This window comes from Luteibacter sp. ME-Dv--P-043b (genome assembly GCF_030209605.1).
GTDB lineage: Bacteria > Pseudomonadota > Gammaproteobacteria > Xanthomonadales > Rhodanobacteraceae > Luteibacter.
Map to the genome: position 1 here is coordinate 49,951 of NZ_JARVRT010000013.1, position 22,450 is coordinate 72,400.

Below are 22,450 nucleotides of genomic sequence, written 5' to 3' on the forward strand. Positions count from 1 at the left end.
CCCTCGACCTTCCGCCACCGAATGAAGCGACGCATAGCATCGGGCTAGCGTTTCCGCCACCCGGATGTCCCATGCTCTGCGTCCGACTTCATCCACAACCTGTGTGGACATCGACTGCATAACCATGTGCATAACTCCGAATCCGCCTTTGGTAACAGCGACTTGAGTTGCACTGATTAGTTAGTGACCAGTTAGCGTCGACTTCGTAAAGCTTTATCCACAGCGGATGTGGATACCGCCTGCATAACCGTGTGGATAAGTCACTTTTTGCCTTGGGTAGCGTTCACTTGCGTTCTGTTGGTCACTCTGTGACCAGCTACAGCGCAGGTAGATTCCACGCATCACGAAGTCGTCCGTACTCCGCACGCGGCAACAAAACGAACACCGGTTTCTTCTTCGGATCGAGCCAGCCGAGCAAACGTTCCATCGCTTCGTCGGTCATCGCCGTGCAGCCTGCGGTGGGCGATGTCGGCGATTTCCACAGGTGCGCGAAGATGCAACTGCCCGCGCCTTTGCGACCCGCGGCGTTGTGCTCGATGACGAAGCCGATCCGATACGCATGGTCGCCATGGAAGTGCAGGTCGCGGCGCATGGGTTCGGTCGCGCCGGCGACCGCTTCCTCGCCCACCTTGGTCTCGTCGACCAGTTGGTTGTAATAAGGCGAACTGCCGACGTCAACGCAATAGTCCGAGGCGGACAGGCCGCGATACGGCAGGGCCGTGGCGTTGTGTTCCGCGTAACCGAAGGCTTCGCCGATCCGGAAGATGCCGGCAGGGCTGCGACCGTCGCCTTCGACCTTGACCGGGCCCCCGGTCGGCGCCGGGTGCAGGCCGATGCCCCAGGCGCTGCCATGCTTGCCGATGGCGACGGACACCGGCGGCCCGACCGAGTGCCAGCCGCCCGCATCGCGTTCGTAGTTACGCAGCGTGCCATGGTCGGTGTGCCAGTCGTCCGTGGTCACGACGATCATCTGCCGCGAAACGGACCAGGCCACCGGCGCCTCGAAGGCGCTCGCGCCTGCGGCCAGCGAGACAAGGAAGCCACCGAAGAGGGCGAAAAGGAAACGAGGCATACGTTCACCTTGATAAGGGCACGGGCTCAGAAGGGTTCAAGGCCACGGATGGCGCGGATGCCCAGGCCCGGCGTATCCGGCAGGGCGATCCGCGATTCATCGAAGTGCACGCCGCCGTCCACGGGATCGAACGCGCACAGCGACGGGCCGTCCAGGTCCACGCGGGTGATGACCTGTGATCGCGCGGCAGCCACGTGCGCCGCGGCGGCCACACTGACGCTGCTTTCCAGCATGCAGCCCATCATGCACGGCACGCCGTGCATACCGGCAATGTCGGCGATGCGCAGGGCATGGGCAATGCCGCCGGCTTTCATCAGCTTGATATTGATGATGTCCGCCGCACCGCGACGGATCACGTCGAGTACCTCATGCGGCCCGAAGGCGCTTTCATCGGCCATGATCGGCGTCGCCACATGGCGGGTAACATAGCCGAGGCCATCGAGGTCGCTCGCCTTCACGGGTTGTTCGACGAGGTCCATCGGCACGCCCGCATCCTCGAGTCGCCGTATCGCCCTGACGGCCTGTTTGGCCGTCCAGCCCTGGTTGGCGTCCAGGCGAAGCACGGCGCGGTCGCCTACCGCGGCGTGGATGGCCCTGACCCGTGCGACGTCGTCATCCGTGTCCTTGCCGATCTTGATCTTCAATGCGGTATAGCCGCGCGCCAGGGCATCGAGCGCATCGTCGACCATGGTGTCGATGGCGTTGACGCTGATGGTGAGGTTGGTGGTCAGCTGGGCACATCCGCCGCCGAGCAAGCGGTAGAGCGGTGCGCCGTGGTGCTGCGCCCATAGGTCGTGCAGTGCGATGTCCACCGCGGCTTTCGCACTGTGGTTGCCGACCATCGACGTCTGGATCAACCCCACGACGCGGTTGAGGTCGGCGGCGTCCTCGCCGATCACGCGGGGGGCGATGTGTTGCGTGATCGCGGCCGTGATCGAGCCGAGGGTTTCGCCGGTGATGGCCGCGGTCGGCGGCGCCTCGCCGTAGCCGAGCCGGCCATCGTCGGCCTGCAGCGTGACCACGACGTCCGCGACGCTGTCCACCTCGCGCAAGGCCGTCCGGAACGGTGTGCGCAACGGTACGCGGAGCAGGGCGACGTGGCATGCGACGATCTTCATGGCTACCTCAACGGATGCGTACGATGCTGGTCATGCGATCGAGGAAGGTCGTGCGCTCGTCGAACATCAGCGGCAGCAGCGGCGTCACGGCCACTTCGTTGAGCTTGATGCGGCGCAGGCTGCCATCGGCCTGGCGCAGGCCGATGCCGCCCACGTCGTGGATGACGTACGGTTTTCCATCGACCTTGCCGATCACCATCATCACGTGGCCCGGGATGTAGACGAGATCGCCGACATCGAGCGCCATGGCGGCGGCCAGGCGTGCCTCGTGGGTGTCCTTGTCGGTGTACACGGTGTGCGCGAGGCCCGGGCTGGATGCCTGGTCGCCGGTGTTGCGCGGCATCTGCACGCCCATGCTGCGGTAGACGTCGGAAACGAAGCCGCTGCAATCGCGCCCGTCGAAGTCGTGCCCCCAGCCGTAGCGCTCGCCGAGGAAACGGAAGGCCTGGCGGAGGATGTTCGCCCGGGTCAGGGGGAGGTAGTCGGCGGCCGATGGCTGGTTGCGCTGGAGCAGGGCGGGGCGGAACGACAGCTGGCCCCGCGCATCGCGTACCGGCAGGCTGAGTACCCATGACGTGTAGGGGTGCTGCCCATTGACGGGCTGGTCCGGCGGCAGTGAGGTATCCAGCGGCACGCGCGTGCCCATGTCGAGCGGCAGGGCCGACAGCGCCGGCGCCTCCGGTGTGAAGACGGTGCGCGGCGTGGCGCCGGTGATGACGCGATAGGGCGTGGCATCCGCATGCCCGAACACCTGTGCCGCGCTGCCGTAGGCAATGCCATCGGCGGGCGTCCATGCGGCGTAGCGCGTGCTGATCGCGAACACCCAGGCCCCGTCCGCGCTCGCGTGCACCACTACGACTGGATCGCCGGGAAACAGCGTGCTTTCCTGGAAGCGGTCGATATCGGTATCGCCGGGCCGGCTGAATACGCGCAGCGCCGTTGCATGGCTGCGCAACGGCGTGCGGCGCACGGCCATGCCGTAACGCGGCGTCACGTGGTCGGGCACCGCATCCGACGCGTCGTTGGCCAGGACGGCTTCCAGGGCCGGGCGGGGCAGGGGCTGGCCGTCCGTGCCGAACAAGGGTGACGTGGGACGCTTCGACACCTTCGCCAGCAGCGCCGCCACCTGCGCGTGCGTGAGCGTGGCCGGCAGGTGTCGAAGGTCGTGCATCGACGGATCGACGCGCAGCAGCGTCCGGTTCAGCGCATCGATGGCCGCGCGATCGAGCACGACACCGTCGGCGTCCGGCAGGCGCGACACCCAGTAGTCCGCCGAAAGCTGCGCGTCGAGCACACCGGGGACGGCCGTGGCGCCGCTGGCCGGCGGCTCGTTCGCCGCGGCGGTACGATCGGCGGCAGGGCACGCACCACTGGAGGCCATGACGATGGCGACGGCGAGCAGGGCATGGCGGAACAGGGGCATGCGTGGAATTCCGGTCAGGCGGCGAGTCGGGACAGCACGGCGGCGACGACGAGGCCGAAGCCGGTGCCAAGGATATAGCCCAGCAGGGCCAGCAGGATGCCGACCGGCACGAGCGAGCGGGCATAGGTGGCCGCCAGCACCGGCGTGGCGGCCACCCCGCCGATGTGGGCCAGCGAGGCGATGCCGCACAGGTACAGATCGAAACGAAACAGCCGTGCGGCCATGACCAGCAGGACGGCATGCAGAGCGATCACCGTCACCCCGCACAGCAGGTACACCGGCGCGGCGGCGATGCCGGCAAAGCTGCCCTGCGAGGCGAGCACGGCGACGACGCAGACCAGCATCGCGCTGGATACCGCCTGGGCACCGGGCAGGCGTGCCAGTGGGGTCTGCGCCAGCACCAGTCCGGCGAGCGTGGCGAGCAGGATCGTCCAGGTCGTGCCCGAGACCATGCCGCCGACGGGAAGCCGCGCGCCGGCGGCGGAGGCCAGCGTGGCCGCCAGCAACGCGATGCCCAGCCACAGCAGCACGCCTTCCGTCGTCGCGGGTGGCCGCGGTGCGCTGTCCGCGATCGCCAGGTCGGCCAGGTCGGCGCTCGAGGTGGCCCGGGTCCATCGATTGAAGACGGGCGCCAGGCGCGCGACCGAGAACAGCACTACCACCCACATCGAGTAACACAGCGCGTCGGTCAGCAGCGCCGTGGCCAGCGAAGTGTCGGACATGCCGATGGCCTGCTTGACCGCGATCAGGTTGGCGGTGCCGCCGACCCAACTCCCGGACAGGGCGGCCAGCGGTTTCCAGCCATCGCCCGGTAACCAGTGACGGTAGAGCAGGAAGGCGAGGATGAAGGCGATGAAGAGGCTGATCGAGGTGCAGGCGAAGACGCCGAGCACGCGAGGCCCCAGGCGGATGATCGCCCGCACATCGCAGCCGATCATCAGCAGGAAGATCAGGGCCGGGACCAGCTGCGTCACGATGGCCGACTGCGCGGCGCGTATCTCGGCCGAGGCGGACCACACGCCAGCCACCGACAGCGCGGTGACGCTGAGATAGGTGAGCACGATGGGCGGCAGGATGTCGAAGACCTTCCCGCCATGGCGTCGCTCGATCGCGGGCCACACGCCCGCCACGATAAACATGACGGCCAGGTAGGGCCACACCGTTGAAATCATGCACTGCTCCCTCGGCGAACCCTCATGATGTCAGCAATCGTGGGTCGCGGCAGCATGGCAGTATGTCCGCATGACGAGACGATCGATGCCCCTTCCGCTGTTGGCGCTGACCCTGGGCGCGTTTCCCGCCATCGCGGGAACGCCGCCCTTGTCCCATGCGCGCACCGCTGCCGAGGCCGGCCTCGTCGTCGTGCGCCACCAGGTGGCCGATATCGCCGAGGACATGAAGTACGCCGGCAGCGACAACTTTACCGGCGCGCCTGTGCCGGGCTATCTCGCGCCGGTCTGCCTCCTGCGCACCGCGGCGGCGGAGGCGCTGGCCCGGGTAGAGGCCACGCTGCGCCCTCAGGGTTATCGCTTGCACCTGTGGGACTGCTATCGCCCGGCACGCGCCGTGGCGGCCTTCGTGCGCTGGGCGGGTCGGCCGGACGACCCGACGTCCAAGGCGTTGCATTACCCGAACCTCGCCAAGTCACAGTTGCTGGGCGAATACATTGCGCCGGTGTCCGGCCACAGCCGTGGCGCGACGGTCGACCTCACGCTGATGCAGTGCACCGGCACGCGGTGCACGCCGCTCGACATGGGCACGGACTTCGACTATTTCGATCCGATGGCGCATACGGACGATCCGCGCGTGACGACGATGCAGCACGAGAACCGGCAACGCCTGGTCCAGGCCATGGCAGCACAGGGCTTCGTCAACTATCCGCAGGAATGGTGGCACTTCACGTTGCCCGGTGCCGCGGAGGGGGCGGTCATCTATGACATACCGGTCAGGTGACGCCGCGCGGTTACGGCGATGCCTCACCGGTGGCTTATCATAGACAGTCCCCGCGGCCGTACGGATCTGCCATGTCCACCTTTCGCTTCGCCCTGGCCCAGTTCGATTTTCCGGTCGGCGCCACCGCCGACAACGCGCGGCGGGTCAAGGCGCTGGCCGATGAAGCACGCGACCGCCTCGGCGCCTCGCTGATCGCCTTCCCCGAGCTGACCCTTTCCGGCTACCCGCCGGAGGACCTGCTGCAGCGGCCCAGCTTCCTCGAAGCCTGCCAGCGCGAACTGCATGCGCTGGCGCCGACGATCCGCGGCATCTCCGCCGTGGTCGGCTACCCGGATGCGCAGGGCGAGGTCTACAACGCCGCCTCGCTGATCCGCGAAGGCGAGCGCGAGTGGACGTACCACAAGCAGGCCCTGCCTAATTACACGGTGTTCGACGAGAAACGCTATTTCCGCCATGGCGGCGACACGCGGGTGTTCGCGATGGAGGGCGTGCAGGTCGGCATGCTGATCTGCGAGGACATCTGGGAGGCCGAGCCGGCGCGCCGGGTGGCCGAAGCGGGCGCGGAGCTGATCCTGGTGATCAATGCCTCGCCGTGGGACAAGCGCCAGGCCGCCACGCGCGAGGCCCTGCTACGCGATCGCGCCCGCGAGACCGGCCTGCCGATCGCCTACGTCAACCTGGTCGGCGGGCAGGACGACCTGCTGTTCGACGGGCATTCGTTGCTGGTGCAGGCCGATGGCGAGATCGCCGCGCGCGCGCCGTCGTTCGAAGAACTGTTGCTGGCCGTGGACTACGACACCGCCACGCGGCGCCTCACCGCGGTCGACTGGCCGGCGCCGGATACGCGGTCGCCGGAGGCGCTGATGTATGCGGGCATCGTTCGCGGCATCCGCGACTACATCGGCAAGAACCATTTCTCGGGCGTGTTGCTGGGTTTGTCCGGCGGCATCGATTCCGCGCTGACCCTGGCCATGGCAGTGGATGCCCTGGGCAAGGACAAGGTCACGGCCATCATGATGCCCACGGAGTACACCTCCGACCTGTCGCTGCGCGAAGCCAAGGCCCAGGCCGAGAACATGGGTGTCGAATACCACGTGCTGCCCATCGAGGGCATCTACGGTGCGCTGACCGATACGCTGGCGCCCGTGTTCGCCGGCCGGGCCCCTGACATCACGGAAGAAAACCTGCAGTCGCGCACACGCGGCGTGCTGCTGATGGCGATGTCCAACAAGACCGGCCGGCTGTTGCTCTCCACGGGCAACAAAAGTGAGATGGCCGTGGGCTACGCCACCCTGTACGGCGACATGTGCGGTGCGTACGCGCCGCTGAAGGACGTCTACAAGACCGTGGTCTACGCCCTCTCGCGCTGGCGCGCCAACGTCGACGGCGCCATTCCCGCCGCCGTGATCGAGCGACCGCCCTCGGCCGAACTGCGCCACGAGCAGACCGACCAGGATTCCCTGCCGCCGTACGACGAGCTGGATGCGATCCTCGAACGGTTCATCGAAGGCGAGGCCTCGGCCGAGGACATCATTGCCGCCGGCCACGACGATGCCACGGTGCGCCGGGTGATCCGCATGGTGTTCGTCAACGAGTTCAAGCGCCGCCAGGCCGCCCCCGGCCCACGCGTCACCACCAAGGCCTTCGGCCGCGAGCGCCGCTACCCCATCACCTCCGGCTGGCGGTGACCGGCGGCGTGTCCTGAAACGAAAAACGCCGGCCCAGGGCCGGCGTTTTTCATGGTGCCCCGGGTCGACCCCGGGGGACAGGCCTCAATGGTGACCCGAGAACGGGATCGCCTTGCGCCAGATCGACGGATGGTGCGGCCAGTTCGGGTCCGTGAGGTACGGGTGGTCCGGGTAGTTCAGGGCCAGCACCTTGCGGGTCTGCTCTGCCAGCGGCTGGCGATCCAGGGCCAGGTAGCTGCGGGTCAGGATGGCCAGGGCGTCGGCCGTCTCGGGCGACTGCTGGTAGTGCTCCACCACGTACTGCGAGCGGTCGGCCGCGGCGATATAGGCCTTGGTGCGCAGGTAGTACTCGGCCACGTTGACCTCGAACCGGGCCAGCTGGTTGCGAAGGAAGATCATCCGCTGGCGGGCGTCGGTCGCGTAGGCGCTGTTGGGATAACGGCGCGTCAGCTGGCTGAAATCGTCGAAGGCGGTGAGGTTGAAGCCCTGGTCGCGCCGGGTCGAACCCGAGTTGTCGCGCTGCAGGTAACGCTCTATCACGCCGCCGGTGCGATCGAAATTGATCAGACCGCGCAAGTAATAGGCATAATCTGCATGCTTGTGGGTCGGGAACGTCTTGATGAAGCGGTTGATCGTCGAGTAAGCGTCGTCCGGCTTGTTGTCTTTGTACTGCGCGTAAGCCAGTTCGATCTGCGACTGTTCGTTGATGTCACCCGAGGGGAAACGAGCGATCAGTCGCTGGTAGGCCTTCTCGGCCGCGGAATAGTCGGAGTGCTCCAGCGAATTGTGGGCATTGGCATAAAGCCGGTCGACCGGCATCGTGTCGATCGTCTCCTTCTTGCTGCGGAACATCGAGCAGGCGCTCATCGACAGGGCGAGGACGAGCAGAATGGTGATCTTGGTTGCACGCATTGAGAGAGTTCGGATGCTTAAGCGAATGGGCATGATAGCCGAAACCGGCCTTCGGCCGGGCGGGTCGGTATGACGACGGTCCGGCACGAGGCCACCATAGCGGTAACGGCCGCTGGACGGCGTTTCGACCAGACCGTGGCCGAGATGTTCCCCGATTATTCCCGATCCCGCCTCACCGGCTGGATCAAGGAGGGCAAACTGCTGCTGGACGGGGCCCCGGCGGCTCCCCGGCACCTCGTCCGCGGCGGTGAAAGGGTGCTGCTGGAGGCCGAGCTGGAGACGGAGGTCCACGCCCAGCCGGAAAACATCGCCCTGGATATCCGCTACGAGGACGACGACCTGCTGGTGCTGGACAAGCCCATGGGCCTGGTCGTCCACCCCGGGGCGGGCAATCCGGCGGGCACCTTGCTCAACGCGCTGCTGCACCACGCCCCGGCCCTGGCCGAGCTGCCCCGCGGTGGCATCGTCCACCGCCTGGATAAGGACACGGCGGGCCTGATGGTGGTCGCCAAGTCGCTTCCGGCCCATACGGGGCTGGTGGCGATGCTGTCGCGGCACGACGTGCGCCGCCAGTACGAGGCCGTGGTGCTGGGCACCATGGTGGCCGGCGGCACGGTGGACCAGCCGATCGGCCGTCACCAGCACGACCGCCTGAAGCAGGGCGTTCGCGACGTGGAAGACGGCGGCAAGGAGGCGGTCACCCATTACCGGGTCCGCGAGCGCTTCCGCTCGCACAGCGTCCTGCAATGCAACCTGGAAACGGGACGCACCCACCAGATCCGCGTGCACATGGCGCATATCGGCCATCCGCTGGTCGGCGACCAGCTCTATGGCAATGGCCTGCGCCTGCCGCGTGGAGCCAGCCAGGAACTGATCGACGCGCTGCGCGGCTTCCGGCGCCAGGCGCTCCACGCTGAGAAGCTGGCCTTCGAGCATCCGGTCACGGGCGCGTTGCTGGAGTTCGACTCCCCGCGTCCCGCCGACCAGGACGCCCTGATCGCGTCGCTGCGGGCCGATACCCAGTTGCACCCCATCGAGGACTGAGCATGCCGCGCAGCTGGATTCGCCCCGAGTGGACGGTGCCCGACACGATCGATGCGGCGGTGGCGACCCGGCACGGGCCGGGCGTGTCCAGCGGGGCCTATGCCCGATTCAATCTGGGCCTGCGCTCCGGTGACGCCGTGGACGCGGTGCGGGCCAATCGCGCCGCACTCGTCCCCGCGCTGGGCCTGCCGGAGGCGCCGTTATGGCTGCGCCAGGTACATGGCACGCAGGTGGCGGAGGCCGCCCCTGCCGCTGGCGACGAGCCGGAAGCGGATGCCGCGGTGGCGCGTGGCCCGGGACGGGTGCTGGCCATTCTCACGGCCGACTGCCTGCCGGTGCTGTTCGCCTCGGCCGATGGCGAGACGATCGGTGCCGCCCATGCGGGCTGGCGTGGCCTGGCGGCGGGGGTGCTCGAGCGGACCGTGGAACACATGGCGGCCTCGGGCGTCCAGGCATGGCTGGGGCCGGCCATCGGCATGGCGTCGTATGAAGTGGGCGAGGAGGTCAGGGCGGCGTTCGTCGATGCCGATGCGGCCGCCGCCACGGCCTTCGAGGCAACCCGGCCGGGTCACTGGCTGTGCGACCTCTACGCGCTGGCCCGATTGAAGCTGGCCGTCGCTGGCGTGGATCGGATATCGGGCGGGGGTTTCGACACGTTCCGCGACGACAGGTTGTATTCCTATCGCCGCGATGGCGCGGCCAGCGGGCGTCTCGCCACGCTCATCTGGACGCGTTGAGGGCGCCTCAGCCCGGCGAGGCGGTCATCGGCGCCTGGACGTAGATCTCGGGCTTCACCTTGGGTGGTTCCATCAGGGCGTGCAGGAACGCGTTGCGCCAGGTGGTGATGTCGTTACGCTCGAGTACGTCCATCATCGACTGCCAGCGCATCCGGCGTTCCTTGAGCGGCATCTCCAGTGCCCGCTTCAGCGCCTCGGACACCTCGTCCAGGTCCGACGGGTTGACCAGCAATGCGGCGTCCAGCTCCTGGGCTGCGCCCGCGAAGCGCGACAGCACCAGTACGCCGGGGTCCTGCGGATCCTGGCAGGCCACGTATTCCTTGGCGACCAGGTTCATGCCGTCGCGCAGGGGGGTCACCAGGCCGACCTTGGCGACCCGGAAGTAGCCGGCCAGCACCTTGTGTCCGAACGACTTGTTGACGTACCGGATGGGTACCCAGTCCGGCTCGGCGTACTGCCCGTTGATGTGCCCGGCGCTGCGTTCCAGCTCGCGCCGCAGCGAACGGTATTCCGGCACGTCGGAGCGCGAGGGCGGGGCGATCTGCAGCAGGGACACGCGTCCGCGCATGTCCTTCTGGTCGCGCAGCAGGCGCGCGAAGCCTTCGAAGCGTTCGGGCAGGCCCTTGGAATAATCCAGGCGGTCCACGCCGATGATGAGCTGGCGGTCGTCGATGCTGGCCCGCAGCTTGGCCACGGCGCCGCTGTCTTCGGCCCGGTGGGCCAGTTCCACCGCCTCGGCGGTGTCGATGCTGATCGGAAACACGCCGGCGCGGAAGATACGCCCGTTGGCGGCGCGGATGCGTCCGCCCGTGCGCATCGCCGCGCCCAGTTCGTGCAGGAAATAATCCTCCAGCGCGCGCAGGTCGCGCTGGGTATGCAGGCCGACCAAGTCGTACGAGGCGAAGGATTCCAGCAGTTCGCGATGGCGCGGCAGCGTGATCAGCAGACCCGCGGCCGGCAGCGGCGTATGCAGGAAGAAACCGATCCGGTTCTCCACGCCCAGTTCGCGCAGCATCGAAGCCAGCGGGATCAGGTGGTAGTCGTGAACCCAGATGACGTCGTCTTTCTTGATCAGCTTCGACACGCGCCTGGCGAAAGCGCGGTTCACCCGGAAATAGCCTTCGAGATGGCCGCGTCGGTAGTCGACCAGGTCACCCCGGTAATGGAACAACGGCCACAGGGCGCGATTGGCGAATCCGCTGTAGTAGTCGTCGTGGTCCTGCTTGGACATGTCGATGGTGGCGTATTCGATATGCCCGTCGCTGACCTCGTGCAACTCCTTGCCGGTCTCGGCGGCGATGTTGCCGCTCCAGCCGAACCACAGGCCACCCATCTCCTGCAGTGCCGCGTTCATGGCCGAGGCGAGGCCGCCGGTCTGCGTCTGCTTGGGCAGCGCCACACGGTTGGATATGACGACTAGTCGGCTCATTGTGACCTTGCGGCTCCCTGCGTCAGTCGGGCTTTCACGGAATCGAGCCAATGGTGGACATCGGCCGGGCTAGACAATGTGAAAGCGGCCTGCGATGGGGTTCGCGAACCGATCCGGATGGACACCCCGCCCTGCGCATTGACCACCGCGAACGCGTGTTCGTCGGTCAGGTCGTCGCCGAGGTACACCGGCCGGCGGCCGGCGAACGGCGCGGTGGACAGGAAGGCCGCCACGGCGACGCCCTTGTCCATGCCGCGCGGCTTGAACTCGAAGACGTAACTGCCGGGCTGCAACTCGAAACCCGGAAAGCGCGCGGCGATCTCCGGGGCACGCCGGGCCAGTTCGGCCTCGTGTTCAGGGCGCTCGCGGCAATGCAGCGCGACGGACCAGCTCTTGTCCTCCACCCTCACCCCGGGCATGTCGGCGGCCACGGCGTGCACCGTCTGGCGCAGTCGGGCCAGTTCCGCCTCGTCCACCGGAACCGTGGTCAGTCGGCCGGCACCGTCGCGGCGCTCCAGGCCGTGCTGGCCCGCCGCGGCCCAGTCGGGCCGGCCGAAGATGGCGTCCAGCCCGGCGATGGCGCGACCGCTGACCAGTGCCAGCGCACCGTCCAGTCGATCGCGCAGCGCGTCCAGCGTGTCCAGGAGTCCGTCGGTCACCGCCACCGCGTCCGGATCGTCGGCAAAGGCCAGCAAGGTGCCGTCGGCGTCGAGGAAAAGGGCGCTGCCGGTGTCGATCAGGTCGACGGGCGGAGGGGGCAAGGTGTCGCGGGCGGCTGTCACGGCGTCTCCATGGGGCGGCGGTTCGCCGAGCATGCCGGCCGGGGTGTGAAAAAAGTGCTGCGCACGGCCCGTTGAAGGGTCGTACGATCACCCGCATGTCTTGCGCCAGAGGCGGTTCGGGGCGATGCGCCCCGAATGCGCCATAACCTTTCCAGGGAGACATCGACGATGCGAATGGACAAACTTACCTCGCGCTTCCAGCAGGCGCTGGCCGATGCGCAGTCGCTGGCGGTCGGTCGCGACAACAACATGCTCGAGCCCGCCCACGTCATGGTCGCGCTGCTGGACCAGCAGGGCGGCTCCACCGGCCCGCTGCTGACGCAGGCCGGCGTGAACGTGCCGGCGTTCCGCCAGCGGGTCGGCGAGATACTGGACCGGCTGCCGCGCGTCAGCGGGCAGGAAGGCAACATCAACCTGGGCAACGACCTCAATCGCCTGCTCAACCTCACCGACAAGCTGGCGCAGCAGCGGGGCGACCAGTTCATCGCCAGCGAGCTGTTCGTGCTGGCCACGCTGGAGGACCGCGGCGAGGTGGGCGGCGCGCTGAAGGCCGCGGGCGCCACGAAGGATCGCCTCGAAGCGGCGATCGAGAAGCTTCGCGGTGGCGAGAAGGTGCAGTCCGAGAACGCCGAGGAACAACGCCAGGCGCTCGAGAAATACACCATCGACCTCACCGAGCGCGCCGAGGTGGGCAAGCTGGACCCGGTGATCGGCCGCGACGAGGAAATCCGTCGCACCATCCAGGTATTGCAGCGCCGGACCAAGAACAACCCCGTGCTGATCGGCGAGCCGGGCGTGGGCAAGACCGCCATCGTCGAAGGGCTGGCCCAGCGCATCGTCAACGGCGAGGTGCCCGAGGGCCTGCGCGACAAGCGCGTGCTGTCGCTGGACATGGGTGCGCTGATCGCCGGGGCGAAGTTCCGCGGCGAATTCGAGGAGCGGCTCAAGGCCGTGCTCAACGACCTCTCCCGCCAGGAGGGCAGGGTCATCCTGTTCATCGACGAGCTGCACACCATGGTCGGTGCCGGCAAGGCCGACGGCGCGATGGATGCGGGCAACATGCTGAAGCCGGCGCTGGCGCGCGGCGAGTTGCATTGCATCGGTGCCACCACCCTCGACGAGTACCGCAAGTACGTCGAGAAGGATGCCGCCCTGGAGCGTCGCTTCCAGAAGGTCTACGTGGGCGAGCCCAGCGTCGAGGACACCATCGCGATCCTGCGCGGCCTGAAGGAGCGCTACGCGGTGCACCACGGCGTCGAGATCACCGACCCGGCCATCGTCGCCGCCGCGACGCTGTCCGCGCGCTACATCCCCGACCGCCAGCTGCCCGACAAGGCCATCGACCTAATGGACGAGGCGGCCTCGCGCATCCGCATGGAGATCGACTCCAAGCCGGAGGAACTGGATCGCCTGGAGCGCCGGCTGATCCAGCTGAAGATCCAGCGCGAGATGCTGAAGAAGGAACACGACGACGAATCCCGGCAACGCCTGGCCCAGCTGGAAACCGATATCGAGGTACTGGATCGGGAGTTCTCCGACCTGAACGAGGTATGGAAATCCGAAAAGGCCATGCTGCAGGGCGCGACGAAGATCAAGGAGCAGATCGAGCAGGCCCGGCTCGAACTGGAATCCGCGCAGCGTCGCCAGGACTACGGCGCCATGAGCGAGATCCAGTACGGGCGCCTGCCCGCGCTGGAAGCCCAACTGGCCGCCGCCCAGCAAGTGGAGAAGCACGACTTCACCCTGTTGCAGGACCGGGTCACGGCCGAGGAGATTGCCGAGGTGGTCGCGCGCTGGACGGGTATCCCGGTCAACAAGATGCTGGAGGGCGAGCGCGAGAAGCTGCTGCAGATGGAAAGCGCGCTGCATGAGCGCGTGGTCGGCCAGGACGAGGCAGTGCGCGCCGTCTCCGATGCCATTCGTCGCGCGCGCGCCGGGCTGTCCGATCCCAACCGTCCGTACGGCTCGTTCCTGTTCCTGGGCCCCACGGGTGTCGGCAAGACGGAGCTGTGCAAGGCGCTGGCGGATTTCCTGTTCGACACGCAGGACGCGATGATCCGCATCGACATGAGCGAGTTCATGGAGAAGCACTCGGTGAGCCGCCTGGTCGGTGCGCCGCCGGGGTACGTGGGTTACGAGGAAGGCGGCTACCTGACCGAGGCGGTCCGTCGCCGCCCGTACAGCGTGATCCTGCTTGACGAGGTGGAGAAGGCCCATCCGGACGTGTTCAACATCCTGTTGCAGGTGCTGGACGACGGCCGCCTCACGGACGGGCAGGGGCGCACGGTCGATTTCCGCAACACGGTGATCGTCATGACCTCCAACCTGGGTTCCCACCTGATCCAGGAGCAGGCGGGCGACAGCGAGGCGGACTACATGCAGATGAAGGCGTCGGTGCTGGGCGTGGTGCAGGGCCACTTCCGGCCGGAGTTCATCAACCGGCTGGACGACCTGGTCGTGTTCCGCGCGCTGGACAAGGCGCAGATCCGCTCGATCGCCCGTATCCAGCTGGGTTACCTGGCGAAGCGGCTGGCCGATCGACAGCTGTCGCTGGATATCACCGACCGGGCGCTGGACCTGCTGGGCAGCGCGGGTTTCGACCCCGTGTACGGTGCCCGCCCGCTCAAGCGTGCCGTGCAGCAGCAACTGGAGAACCCCCTGGCGCAGCGCATCCTGCAGGGGGCGTTCGTGCCCGGGCAGACCATCCGGGTGGATTCGGACGGCAACCACCTCACTTTTGCGACAATGCCCGCCTGATTCCCGAGGTTTCACCCGATGCCCATCTACGAATTCCAGTGCAAGGCCTGCGGCCACCGCTTCGAGCGCCTGCAGAAGATGTCCGATGCCGATCCCACCGTGTGTCCCACCTGCGGCGAGCCGCAGGTGGGACGCATGCTGAGCGCCCCGCAGTTCCGCCTGGCCGGCGGCGGCTGGTACGAGACCGACTTCAAGAAGGACGGCGACAAGAAGCGCAACCTCGTCGAGGGCTCGTCCGGTTCACCCGCCGCGGCGCCCGCGGCTGCGGCGCCCGCGCCTGCCTCCGCGCCGACGCCGGCGCCGAGCCCGGCGCCCGCCAAGTCGTCCGGCGACTGACCCGCCGCTGACCCGCCGCACGACGTCATCGTTTTCCTGCGATCCGTTCAAACATCGTTGCGTATGCGTCCGATAGTTTCTGCACACACACATCGGAGGTCAGGGGCATGAAACGCATTCTCGGGTTGGTCGCCATGGTTGCGCTGGGCGCGGGCCTGTTCGTGACGCCGCACGTGGCGCACGCCCAGCGCGGCGGCGACACGGTCAACTGCTACAGCGACAGCGGCCGCCGCGCCTATTGCCAGGTGCCATGGCGCGACGCACGCCTGGTCCGGCAGGACTCCCAGACCCCCTGCATCCGCGGTCGCAACTGGGACATGGATCGCGGCGGCCTGTGGGTCGACGATGGCTGCCGCGGCATCTTCCAGGAAGCCGGTGGCTGGGGCGGCGGCCGACCGGGCTGGGGCGACAACGGCGGTCGTCCAGGCTGGGGCAACGACCGCGATCGCGATCGCTATCCTCCCGGTTACGGCAGGCCCGATGGCGGTCGTCCCGGCTACGCCGGCAATAGCGGCCAGATCGTGTCCTGCGACAGCGAGGACAACAAGCGCGTGCTGTGTCGCTGGCCGGTCGGTCCCGGCGCCCGCCTGGTCGAACAGAACTCGGACGCCGCCTGTCGCGAGGGCTACAGCTACGGCTTCTCGCCCCAGGGCATCTGGGCCGATCACGGCTGCCGCGCGAAGTTCGATATCGGCCGCTGAGCGGCCCCTGCCGGCGCTTGGCAGACCCCGGTCGTGATACGATCCGGGGTCTTTTCCCACGAAGCTTCAAGCGCATGCGCAGCCATTTTTGCGGAGCCATCGACGAGTCCCTGGTCGGCCAGGAAGTCACCCTTTGCGGCTGGGTCAACACCCTCCGCCTGCAGAGCCACGTGGCCTTCGTCGACCTTCGTGACCACGAGGGCATCGCCCAGGTCGTGATCGAGCGCGAGAACGCCACGGCCTTCGCCGTGGCCGGCGAGCTGGGCAACGAATTCGTCATCCGGGTCACCGGCCAGCTCCGTCGCCGCCTGTCCGCCAACGACAAGCTGAAGACAGGCACGGTCGAGTTGCTCGCCGACACCGTCCAGATCCTCAACGAGGCGCGTGACCTGCCGTTCGCGCAGCACGAGACGCCCAACGAGGACATGCGGATGACCTACCGCTACCTCGACCTGCGCCGTCCCGAGATGCAGCAGATGATGCGCACGCGCACCGCGCTGGTGCGCGAGCTGCGCCGTTACCTGGATGCCGCCGGCTTCCAGGACATCGAAACCCCGATCCTGACCAAGGCCACGCCGGAAGGCGCGCGCGACTACCTCGTGCCCAGCCGCGTGCATCCGGGCCAGTTCTATGCGCTGCCGCAGTCGCCGCAGCTGTTCAAGCAGATCCTGATGATGGCGGGCTTCGATCGCTACTACCAGATCGCCCGTTGCTTCCGGGACGAAGACCTCCGCGCCGATCGCCAGCCGGAATTCACCCAGCTCGACCTCGAGTTCGCCTTCGTCGAGGAGCAGGACGTCCAGGACTTCGTCGAGAACCTGATCCGCCATGTCTTCCGCGAAGTGCGCAAGGTCGAGCTGGATGCCTCGTTCCCGCGCATGACCTACGCCGAGGCCATGCGCCGCTTCGGCTCGGACAAGCCGGACCTGCGTATCGCGCTGGAGCTGACCGACATCGCCGAGGCGGTGAAACACGTCGAGTTCAAGGTCTTCTCCGGCCCGGCCAACGACCCGGCCGGCCGCGTGGCTGCCCTGCGCGTGCCTGGCGCGGCGGACCTCTCGCGCAAGGATATCGACGGCCTGACCGAATACGCCGCCCGCTATGGTGCCAAGGGCCTGGCCTGGCTGAAGGTCGACGACCTGGCCAAGGGTCGCGAAGGCATCAACTCGCCGGTGGCCAAGTTCCTCGACGACGAGGCCCTGGCCCAGGTGCTGGCGCTCACGGGCGCCGCCAATGGCGACATCGTGTTCTTCGGCGCCGGCGCATGGAAGACGGTCACCGATTTCATGGGCGCGCTGCGCATCAAGCTTGGTCGCGACCGTGGCCTGGTCGAGGACAGCTGGAAGCCGTTGTGGGTCACCGACTTCCCGATGTTCGAGTACGACGAGGAGGAAAAACGCTTCGTCGCCCTGCATCACCCGTTCACCGCGCCCAAGGTCGACGATATCGCCGACCTGCGCGAGCACGCGGCCACGGCGGTCAGCCGCGGCTACGACATGGTGCTCAACGGCAACGAGATCGGCGGCGGCTCCATCCGTATCCATCGCCCCGAGATGCAGAGTGCCGTGTTCGGCCTGCTGGGCATCGGCGCCGACGAGGCCGAAGCCAAGTTCGGCTTCCTGCTCAAGGCCCTGCGCATGGGTGCCCCGCCGCACGGTGGCCTGGCCTTCGGCATCGACCGCATCGCGGCGCTCATGGCGGGCACCGAGTCCATCCGTGACGTCATCGCCTTCCCCAAGACCACCAGCGCGCAAGACCTGATGACCGACGCCCCGTCGCCGGTGTCGGAGCCCCAGCTGAAGGAACTCCACGTCCGCGTCGCCGCGGAGGCGCCCAAACCCTGACTTCGGTCGGGCGCCCTGCCATGAGTGACTCGCCCATCGACGTGCTGTTGCTGCATGGCCTGTGGATGCGCGGTTTTGCCATGGCGATGCTCAGCCGCCGGCTGCGCGACGAAGGGTTCCGGGTCCATCCGTTCGAATACATGAGCGTGGTCGCGCCGCCGGAGCAGGCCATCGAACGCCTGCGGAAACGGATTCGCCACCTGGCGCCCGAGCCCGTGCATATCGTCGGGCACAGCCTGGGCGGCATCCTCGCCCTGCTGGCCTGCCGTGACGAAGCGCCGTCGCCGGCCCGCATCGTCTGCCTCGGCTCGCCGCTCAACGGCAGCGGCGCGGCACGGGGCCTGACCCACCGCTGGGGTGGCGACATGCTGCTGGGCCAGGCCAAGGGCCTCCTCGAGCACGGCTTGGATCGCTGGGACGGCGCGCGCGAGGTGGGCATGATCGCCGGGCGCATGCCGGTCGGCCTGGGCGCACTGGTAGGTGAGATCGGCGAGGAGCACGATGGCTCCGTGGGCGTGGAGGAAACCCGCCTGCCGGGCCTGTGCGACCACTGCGTCCTGGAAACCAGTCACACCGGCCTGCTGGTCTCGGCGGATGTGGCCCGGCAGGTCGCGACCTTCCTCCGTGAGGGACGCTTTGCCGCCCCCCTTAGCCCCCCGGCCTGATTGCAGCTAGAATCGCGCCTCGTCCGTCCGGTAAGTCCAGGAATCGAACATGGGTAGAGGCCCTTCCATCGAAGGTCGCAAGAACGCCGAAGACGCCAAGCGCGCCAAGGTGTTCACCAAGCTGATCCGCGAAATCACCATCGCCACCCGTGGCGGCGTGCCCGACCCCAACGGCAACCCGCGCCTGCGCGCCGCCGTGGACAAGGCGCTGGCCGCCAACATGACCCGCGACACCATCGAGCGCGCGATCAAGCGCGGTTCCGGTGCCGAAGGCGGCGCCGACATGCACGAGGTGCGCTACGAGGGCTACGGCCCCGCGGGCACCGCGCTCATCATCGACTGCGTGACCGACAACCAGACCCGCACCGTCGCCGACGTGCGCGCGGCGCTGAACAAGCTCGGCGGCAACATGGGCACCACCAATTCGGTGGCGTTCCAGTTCACCCGCGTGGGCCAGGTGCTGGTGCACACCGGTGGCGACGCCGATGTCGAGGCGAAGCTGGAAGAAGCGGCCATCGAGAACAACGCCGAAGATATCGTCATCGAGAACGGTGTCGGCACGGTGCTGCTCGCCGCCGATCCCATCGCCGTGGAAGCCATGCGCAAGGCGCTGGCCGCCGCGGGTTTCGAGATCGACGGCTCCGACGTGGTCATGCGTCCGAACGGTCCCCTGGTCACGCCCACGGGCGAGGCGCTGGAGCACTTCGAGAAACTGCTCGACCGGCTCAGCGCGCTCGACGACGTCGACGAGGTCTACCACAACGCCGTTCTCCCGACACAGGATGCGGACGAGGCGTGAGGCCTCCTGCTCCCTATCGTCTTGCCTACTAACCCGCTGTCATGATCCGCATCCTCGGTATCGATCCGGGTAGCCAGCGTACGGGCGTCGGTGTACTCGATGTCGCCGACAACGGGACGCTGACGCATGTATGGCACGGTGCGCTCACCATCGGCGGGGAGGCCACCTTCCCGTTGCGGCTGAAGCGTATCTTCGACGAACTGGGTGTCATCATCGCCACGCACGCGCCGGCCGAGGCCGCCATCGAGAAGGTGTTCATGGCGCGCAATCCCGATTCGGCCCTCAAGCTGGGCCAGGCGCGCGGCGCCGCCATCTGTGCCGTGGTCAACCGGGGCATCGTGGTGCACGAATACGCGGCCACCGAGGTCAAGCAGGCCGTGGTCGGTACCGGCCGCGCCGACAAGACCCAGGTCCAGCACATGATCGGGATGATCCTCGGCATCAAGGGGCCGCTGCAGGCCGATGCCGCGGATGCGCTGGCGATCGCGATCGCCCACGCCCACACCCGGTCCAGTATCGAACGCGTGGGTATCCCGCGCACGGCATGGAGACGTCGCCGATGATCGGCCGCCTGCGGGGCATTCTTATCAGCAAGCAGCCACCCTCCCTCCTGATCGAGGTGGGCGGGGTCGGTTACGACGTCGATGCGCCGATGTCCACCATCTACGACCTTCCCGCCACGGGCAAGGAGGTCATCCTGCTCACCCATTACGCGGTGAAGGAAGATGGCGTGGCGCTGTACGGTTTCCTGCGTGAGACCGAGCGGGCCATGTTCCGCAACCTGCTGAAGGTGAGCGGCATCGGCGCGAAGATCGCGCTGGCCGTGCTCTCCGGCGTGTCCACCGAGGAACTGTCCCGGCAGGTGCATGCGGGCGACGTGGTGGCGCTGACCAAGATCCCCGGCATCGGCAAGAAGACCGCCGAGCGCATGGTGGTCGAGTTGCGCGATCGCGTGGATGCGGTCGGTGTCCGCCTGCCGGCGGCACCGGGCACGGGCGATGCCATCCCGGTGGACCCGGTAAGCGAAGCCACCGTGGCGCTGCAACAACTGGGTTACAAGCCGGTGGAAGCATCGCGTCTGGTACAGAAGGCGGCCGCCGAAGGCGATACCGCCGAGGCCATTATCCGCAAGGCGCTCCGCGCCGCGCTGGGAAGCTGAGTCATGGGTCATCACAATCCCGCCGAAGAACTGCAGAACGCCCGCGGCAAGAAACTTGCCGCGCTGGCGCTCGGGGCCATCGGCATCGTTTTCGGCGACATCGGCACCAGCCCGCTGTACACCATGAAGGAAACCCTCGGCACGCACGGCATGACGCCGCAGCCTGCCGCGGTGCTCGGCGTGCTGTCGCTGATCTTCTGGTCGCTGCTGATGGTGATCTCGCTGAAGTACGTCACCTTCGTGATGCGAGCCGACAACAAGGGCGAGGGCGGCATCATGGCGCTCATGGCGCTGGCGCAGCGCAGCGTCAGCGGATCGCCCCGCGCGCGCTGGGTGCTGGCCGCCATCGGCATCTTCGGCGCGTCGCTGTTCTACGGGGACGGCGTGATCACGCCGGCCATGTCCGTGCTATCCGCGGTGGAAGGCCTGGAAGTGGCGGCCCCCTCGCTGGATACCTACGTGGTGCCCATCTGCCTGGTCATCCTGGTGGCGCTGTTCGCCATCCAGCGGCACGGCACCGAAATCGTCGGCAAGGCCTTTGCCCCGGTCATGACCGTGTGGTTCCTCGTGCTGGCCTGGCTGGGCCTGCGTCAGCTGGTCATGCATCCGCAGGTGCTGTGGGCGTTGAACCCGTGGTACGCGGTGACCTTCTTTACCGAGCACGGCCGTTCCGCCTTCATCGCGCTGGGTGGCGTGGTGCTGGCGCTGACCGGCGGCGAAGCGCTCTACGCCGACATGGGTCACTTCGGCAAGAAGCCGATCCGTCTGGCCTGGTTCTTCTTCGTGCTGCCGGCGCTGCTCATCAACTACTTCGGCCAGGGCGCGCTGCTGCTGCACGACCAGACCGCGATCGAAAACCCGTTCTACAAGATGGTGCCCGAGAACCTGCTGTACCCGATGATCGCGCTGGCCACGGCCTCGGCGGTGATCGCCTCGCAGGCGGTGATCTCGGGCGCCTTCTCGATGACCCGCGAGGCGATGTCGCTGGGCTACTCGCCACGCATGGCCGTGGTGCACACCTCGCACGAGATGTCGGGGCAGATCTTCGTGCCCTGGGTGAACCGTCTGCTGATGGTGCTGGTGTTCCTCGCGGTTATTGGTTTCCGCTCGTCGAACAACCTCGGTGCGGCGTACGGTATCGCCGTGACCGGCACCATGACCATGACCACGCTGCTGGCGCTGGTCGTCGCTCGCCGCCGCTGGAACTGGCACTGGGCGGCCGTCATCACGGTCGGCGTCATCTTCCTGGTCATCGACCTGGCCTTCTTCGGCGCCAACGCGCTGAAGATCGCCCATGGCGGCTGGTTCCCGCTGGTGCTGGGCGTGGTGATCTTCACCGTCATGACCACGTGGCGGCGGGGCAGGGACCTCGTGGTGCGCGAGATCAAGCAGTCCGGCCTGGCGCTGGAGCCCTTCGTGGCGAACATCGCCGACCATCCGCCGCTGATCGTGCCGGGTACGGCGGTGTTCCTCACCGCCAACCAGAACTCGGTGCCGCACGCGATGCTGCACAACCTCAAGCACAACAAGGTGCTGCACGAGCGCAACGTGCTGCTGACGGTCGAGATGCTGGAAACGCCCGTGGCCGACTTCGACGAGCGCATGGAAGTGATCGAATACGGCGGCGGCTTCTTCGGCCTGCAGCTGCGCTACGGCTTCGCCGAGGATCCGAACATCCCGCTGTCGCTCTCGCGCGCGAGTGCACGCGGACTCGATTTCGACATGATGGATACGACGTTCTTCCTGTCGCGCGAGACCATCGTCGCCGACGCCCGCCGTCCCGGCATGGCCCTTTGGCGCGACAAGCTGTTCGCCTTCCTCGCCCGTAACGCGATGCCGGCCACGGCCTTCTTCCAGATTCCGGGCAACCGGCTGATCGAGTTGGGCGCGCAGGTCGAGATATAAGCAGCGGTGGTCGCAGCATCGCCAAGCCGATGCTGCGGCCAGCCGAGCAATAGCATGTCGCCGTCGGTGTGCGGGTCGTGCTCGTTATCACGTCGGCGTCTTACGTCCACAACGTAGCGACCGATT

The 22,450-nt window shown here is 67.4% G+C and carries 20 protein-coding genes; 13 read left to right on the plus strand and 7 right to left on the minus strand.

The annotated features are described in order from the left end of the window. Nucleotides 1–316: 316 nt before the first annotated feature. The 4 genes from QRN34_RS08160 to QRN34_RS08175 are packed head-to-tail and all read right to left on the minus strand — an operon-like array spanning nt 317 to nt 4,785. Nucleotides 317–1,072 (minus strand): L,D-transpeptidase family protein, encoded by a 756-nt coding sequence (locus QRN34_RS08160; protein WP_285403550.1) that lies wholly within the window; start codon nt 1,070–1,072, stop codon nt 317–319. 26 nt (nt 1,073–1,098) lie between these two features. Beyond that, a complete protein-coding gene (locus QRN34_RS08165) occupies nt 1,099–2,190 on the minus strand; it encodes a dipeptide epimerase (RefSeq protein ID WP_285403551.1) in 1,092 nt (363 codons plus the stop codon). A gap of 7 nt (nt 2,191–2,197) precedes the next feature. Beyond that, nucleotides 2,198–3,613 (minus strand): SH3 domain-containing protein, encoded by a 1,416-nt coding sequence (locus QRN34_RS08170; protein ID WP_285403552.1) that lies wholly within the window; start codon nt 3,611–3,613, stop codon nt 2,198–2,200. 14 nt (nt 3,614–3,627) lie between these two features. Beyond that, a complete protein-coding gene (locus QRN34_RS08175; protein WP_285403553.1) occupies nt 3,628–4,785 on the minus strand; it encodes a DUF819 family protein in 1,158 nt (385 codons plus the stop codon). Nucleotides 4,786–4,870: 85 nt separating this feature from the next. Between QRN34_RS08175 and QRN34_RS08180 the strand changes: the two genes are divergently transcribed. Next, a complete protein-coding gene (locus QRN34_RS08180) occupies nt 4,871–5,566 on the plus strand; it encodes a M15 family metallopeptidase (protein WP_285403554.1) in 696 nt (231 codons plus the stop codon). A gap of 71 nt (nt 5,567–5,637) precedes the next feature. Further along, nucleotides 5,638–7,254, plus strand: coding sequence for an NAD+ synthase (locus QRN34_RS08185; RefSeq protein WP_285403555.1), 1,617 nt, complete (start codon nt 5,638–5,640; stop codon nt 7,252–7,254). An 84-nt stretch (nt 7,255–7,338) separates the two neighbouring features. On the opposite strand, the gene QRN34_RS08190 is transcribed toward QRN34_RS08185, so the two are convergent. Then, nucleotides 7,339–8,166 (minus strand): outer membrane protein assembly factor BamD, encoded by an 828-nt coding sequence (locus QRN34_RS08190; protein ID WP_036137538.1) that lies wholly within the window; start codon nt 8,164–8,166, stop codon nt 7,339–7,341. 69 nt (nt 8,167–8,235) lie between these two features. On the opposite strand from QRN34_RS08190, the gene rluD reads away from it, so the two are divergent. Both rluD and pgeF read left to right on the plus strand, forming a co-directional pair. Continuing rightward, the gene (rluD, locus tag QRN34_RS08195) at nt 8,236–9,210 is read left to right on the plus strand and encodes a 23S rRNA pseudouridine(1911/1915/1917) synthase RluD (protein ID WP_285403556.1); all 975 of its coding nucleotides are present in this window, start codon (nt 8,236–8,238) and stop codon (nt 9,208–9,210) included. A 2-nt stretch (nt 9,211–9,212) separates the two neighbouring features. Next, a complete protein-coding gene (pgeF, locus tag QRN34_RS08200; RefSeq protein ID WP_285403557.1) occupies nt 9,213–9,947 on the plus strand; it encodes a peptidoglycan editing factor PgeF in 735 nt (244 codons plus the stop codon). A gap of 7 nt (nt 9,948–9,954) precedes the next feature. Here the strand turns inward: pgeF and otsA are convergent, their stop codons facing one another. Together otsA and otsB are read right to left on the minus strand one after the other, a co-directional pair. Beyond that, nucleotides 9,955–11,376, minus strand: coding sequence for an alpha,alpha-trehalose-phosphate synthase (UDP-forming) (otsA, locus tag QRN34_RS08205; RefSeq protein WP_285403558.1), 1,422 nt, complete (start codon nt 11,374–11,376; stop codon nt 9,955–9,957). Then, the gene (otsB, locus tag QRN34_RS08210) at nt 11,373–12,158 is read right to left on the minus strand and encodes a trehalose-phosphatase (RefSeq protein ID WP_285403559.1); all 786 of its coding nucleotides are present in this window, start codon (nt 12,156–12,158) and stop codon (nt 11,373–11,375) included. Before otsB ends, otsA begins: the two co-directional genes overlap by 4 nt. A gap of 168 nt (nt 12,159–12,326) precedes the next feature. On the opposite strand from otsB, the gene clpB reads away from it, so the two are divergent. From clpB to QRN34_RS08255, 9 genes are all read left to right on the plus strand, one after another. Next, nucleotides 12,327–14,915 carry an ATP-dependent chaperone ClpB gene (clpB, locus tag QRN34_RS08215; protein ID WP_285403560.1) on the plus strand — a complete coding sequence of 863 codons (2,589 nt, stop codon included), beginning with the start codon at nt 12,327–12,329 and terminating at the stop codon, nt 14,913–14,915. 18 nt (nt 14,916–14,933) lie between these two features. Then, the gene (locus QRN34_RS08220) at nt 14,934–15,251 is read left to right on the plus strand and encodes a zinc ribbon domain-containing protein (protein WP_285403561.1); all 318 of its coding nucleotides are present in this window, start codon (nt 14,934–14,936) and stop codon (nt 15,249–15,251) included. Nucleotides 15,252–15,358: 107 nt separating this feature from the next. Continuing rightward, nucleotides 15,359–15,952 carry a DUF3011 domain-containing protein gene (locus tag QRN34_RS08225; RefSeq protein ID WP_285403562.1) on the plus strand — a complete coding sequence of 198 codons (594 nt, stop codon included), beginning with the start codon at nt 15,359–15,361 and terminating at the stop codon, nt 15,950–15,952. 74 nt (nt 15,953–16,026) lie between these two features. Beyond that, nucleotides 16,027–17,796, plus strand: coding sequence for an aspartate--tRNA ligase (gene aspS, locus QRN34_RS08230; protein ID WP_285403564.1), 1,770 nt, complete (start codon nt 16,027–16,029; stop codon nt 17,794–17,796). Nucleotides 17,797–17,816: 20 nt separating this feature from the next. Next, nucleotides 17,817–18,461 carry an alpha/beta hydrolase gene (locus QRN34_RS08235; protein WP_285403566.1) on the plus strand — a complete coding sequence of 215 codons (645 nt, stop codon included), beginning with the start codon at nt 17,817–17,819 and terminating at the stop codon, nt 18,459–18,461. 49 nt (nt 18,462–18,510) lie between these two features. After that, nucleotides 18,511–19,260 carry a YebC/PmpR family DNA-binding transcriptional regulator gene (locus QRN34_RS08240; RefSeq protein ID WP_285403568.1) on the plus strand — a complete coding sequence of 250 codons (750 nt, stop codon included), beginning with the start codon at nt 18,511–18,513 and terminating at the stop codon, nt 19,258–19,260. A gap of 41 nt (nt 19,261–19,301) precedes the next feature. Then, entirely contained in the window at nt 19,302–19,823 is a 522-nt protein-coding gene (ruvC, locus tag QRN34_RS08245; protein WP_285403571.1) for a crossover junction endodeoxyribonuclease RuvC, read from the plus strand. Further along, nucleotides 19,820–20,419: a Holliday junction branch migration protein RuvA gene (gene ruvA / locus QRN34_RS08250; RefSeq protein WP_036137514.1), complete on the plus strand. Its 600-nt coding sequence runs from the start codon at nt 19,820–19,822 to the stop codon at nt 20,417–20,419. Before ruvC ends, ruvA begins: the two co-directional genes overlap by 4 nt. A gap of 3 nt (nt 20,420–20,422) precedes the next feature. Beyond that, nucleotides 20,423–22,324 carry a potassium transporter Kup gene (locus QRN34_RS08255; protein ID WP_285403614.1) on the plus strand — a complete coding sequence of 634 codons (1,902 nt, stop codon included), beginning with the start codon at nt 20,423–20,425 and terminating at the stop codon, nt 22,322–22,324. The last annotated feature ends 126 nt before the right edge of the window (nt 22,325–22,450 follow it).

Bases quoted from the DNA above. Each gene is read 5' to 3' on its own strand.
- QRN34_RS08170 (WP_285403552.1), bottom strand. From the start codon at position 3,613: ATGCCCCTGTTCCGCCATGCCCTGCTCGCCGTCGCCATCGTCATGGCC.
- pgeF (WP_285403557.1), top strand. From the start codon at position 9,213: ATGCCGCGCAGCTGGATTCGCCCCGAGTGGACGGTGCCCGACACGATC.
- QRN34_RS08160 (WP_285403550.1), bottom strand. From the start codon at position 1,072: ATGCCTCGTTTCCTTTTCGCCCTCTTCGGTGGCTTCCTTGTCTCGCTG.
- aspS (WP_285403564.1), top strand. From the start codon at position 16,027: ATGCGCAGCCATTTTTGCGGAGCCATCGACGAGTCCCTGGTCGGCCAG.
- QRN34_RS08165 (WP_285403551.1), bottom strand. From the start codon at position 2,190: ATGAAGATCGTCGCATGCCACGTCGCCCTGCTCCGCGTACCGTTGCGC.
- QRN34_RS08225 (WP_285403562.1), top strand. From the start codon at position 15,359: ATGAAACGCATTCTCGGGTTGGTCGCCATGGTTGCGCTGGGCGCGGGC.
- clpB (WP_285403560.1), top strand. From the start codon at position 12,327: ATGCGAATGGACAAACTTACCTCGCGCTTCCAGCAGGCGCTGGCCGAT.
- QRN34_RS08240 (WP_285403568.1), top strand. From the start codon at position 18,511: ATGGGTAGAGGCCCTTCCATCGAAGGTCGCAAGAACGCCGAAGACGCC.
- otsA (WP_285403558.1), bottom strand. From the start codon at position 11,376: ATGAGCCGACTAGTCGTCATATCCAACCGTGTGGCGCTGCCCAAGCAG.
- QRN34_RS08190 (WP_036137538.1), bottom strand. From the start codon at position 8,166: ATGCGTGCAACCAAGATCACCATTCTGCTCGTCCTCGCCCTGTCGATG.
- ruvA (WP_036137514.1), top strand. From the start codon at position 19,820: ATGATCGGCCGCCTGCGGGGCATTCTTATCAGCAAGCAGCCACCCTCC.
- rluD (WP_285403556.1), top strand. From the start codon at position 8,236: ATGACGACGGTCCGGCACGAGGCCACCATAGCGGTAACGGCCGCTGGA.
- QRN34_RS08255 (WP_285403614.1), top strand. From the start codon at position 20,423: ATGGGTCATCACAATCCCGCCGAAGAACTGCAGAACGCCCGCGGCAAG.
- QRN34_RS08185 (WP_285403555.1), top strand. From the start codon at position 5,638: ATGTCCACCTTTCGCTTCGCCCTGGCCCAGTTCGATTTTCCGGTCGGC.
- QRN34_RS08175 (WP_285403553.1), bottom strand. From the start codon at position 4,785: ATGATTTCAACGGTGTGGCCCTACCTGGCCGTCATGTTTATCGTGGCG.
- QRN34_RS08235 (WP_285403566.1), top strand. From the start codon at position 17,817: ATGAGTGACTCGCCCATCGACGTGCTGTTGCTGCATGGCCTGTGGATG.
- QRN34_RS08180 (WP_285403554.1), top strand. From the start codon at position 4,871: ATGCCCCTTCCGCTGTTGGCGCTGACCCTGGGCGCGTTTCCCGCCATC.
- QRN34_RS08220 (WP_285403561.1), top strand. From the start codon at position 14,934: ATGCCCATCTACGAATTCCAGTGCAAGGCCTGCGGCCACCGCTTCGAG.
- ruvC (WP_285403571.1), top strand. From the start codon at position 19,302: ATGATCCGCATCCTCGGTATCGATCCGGGTAGCCAGCGTACGGGCGTC.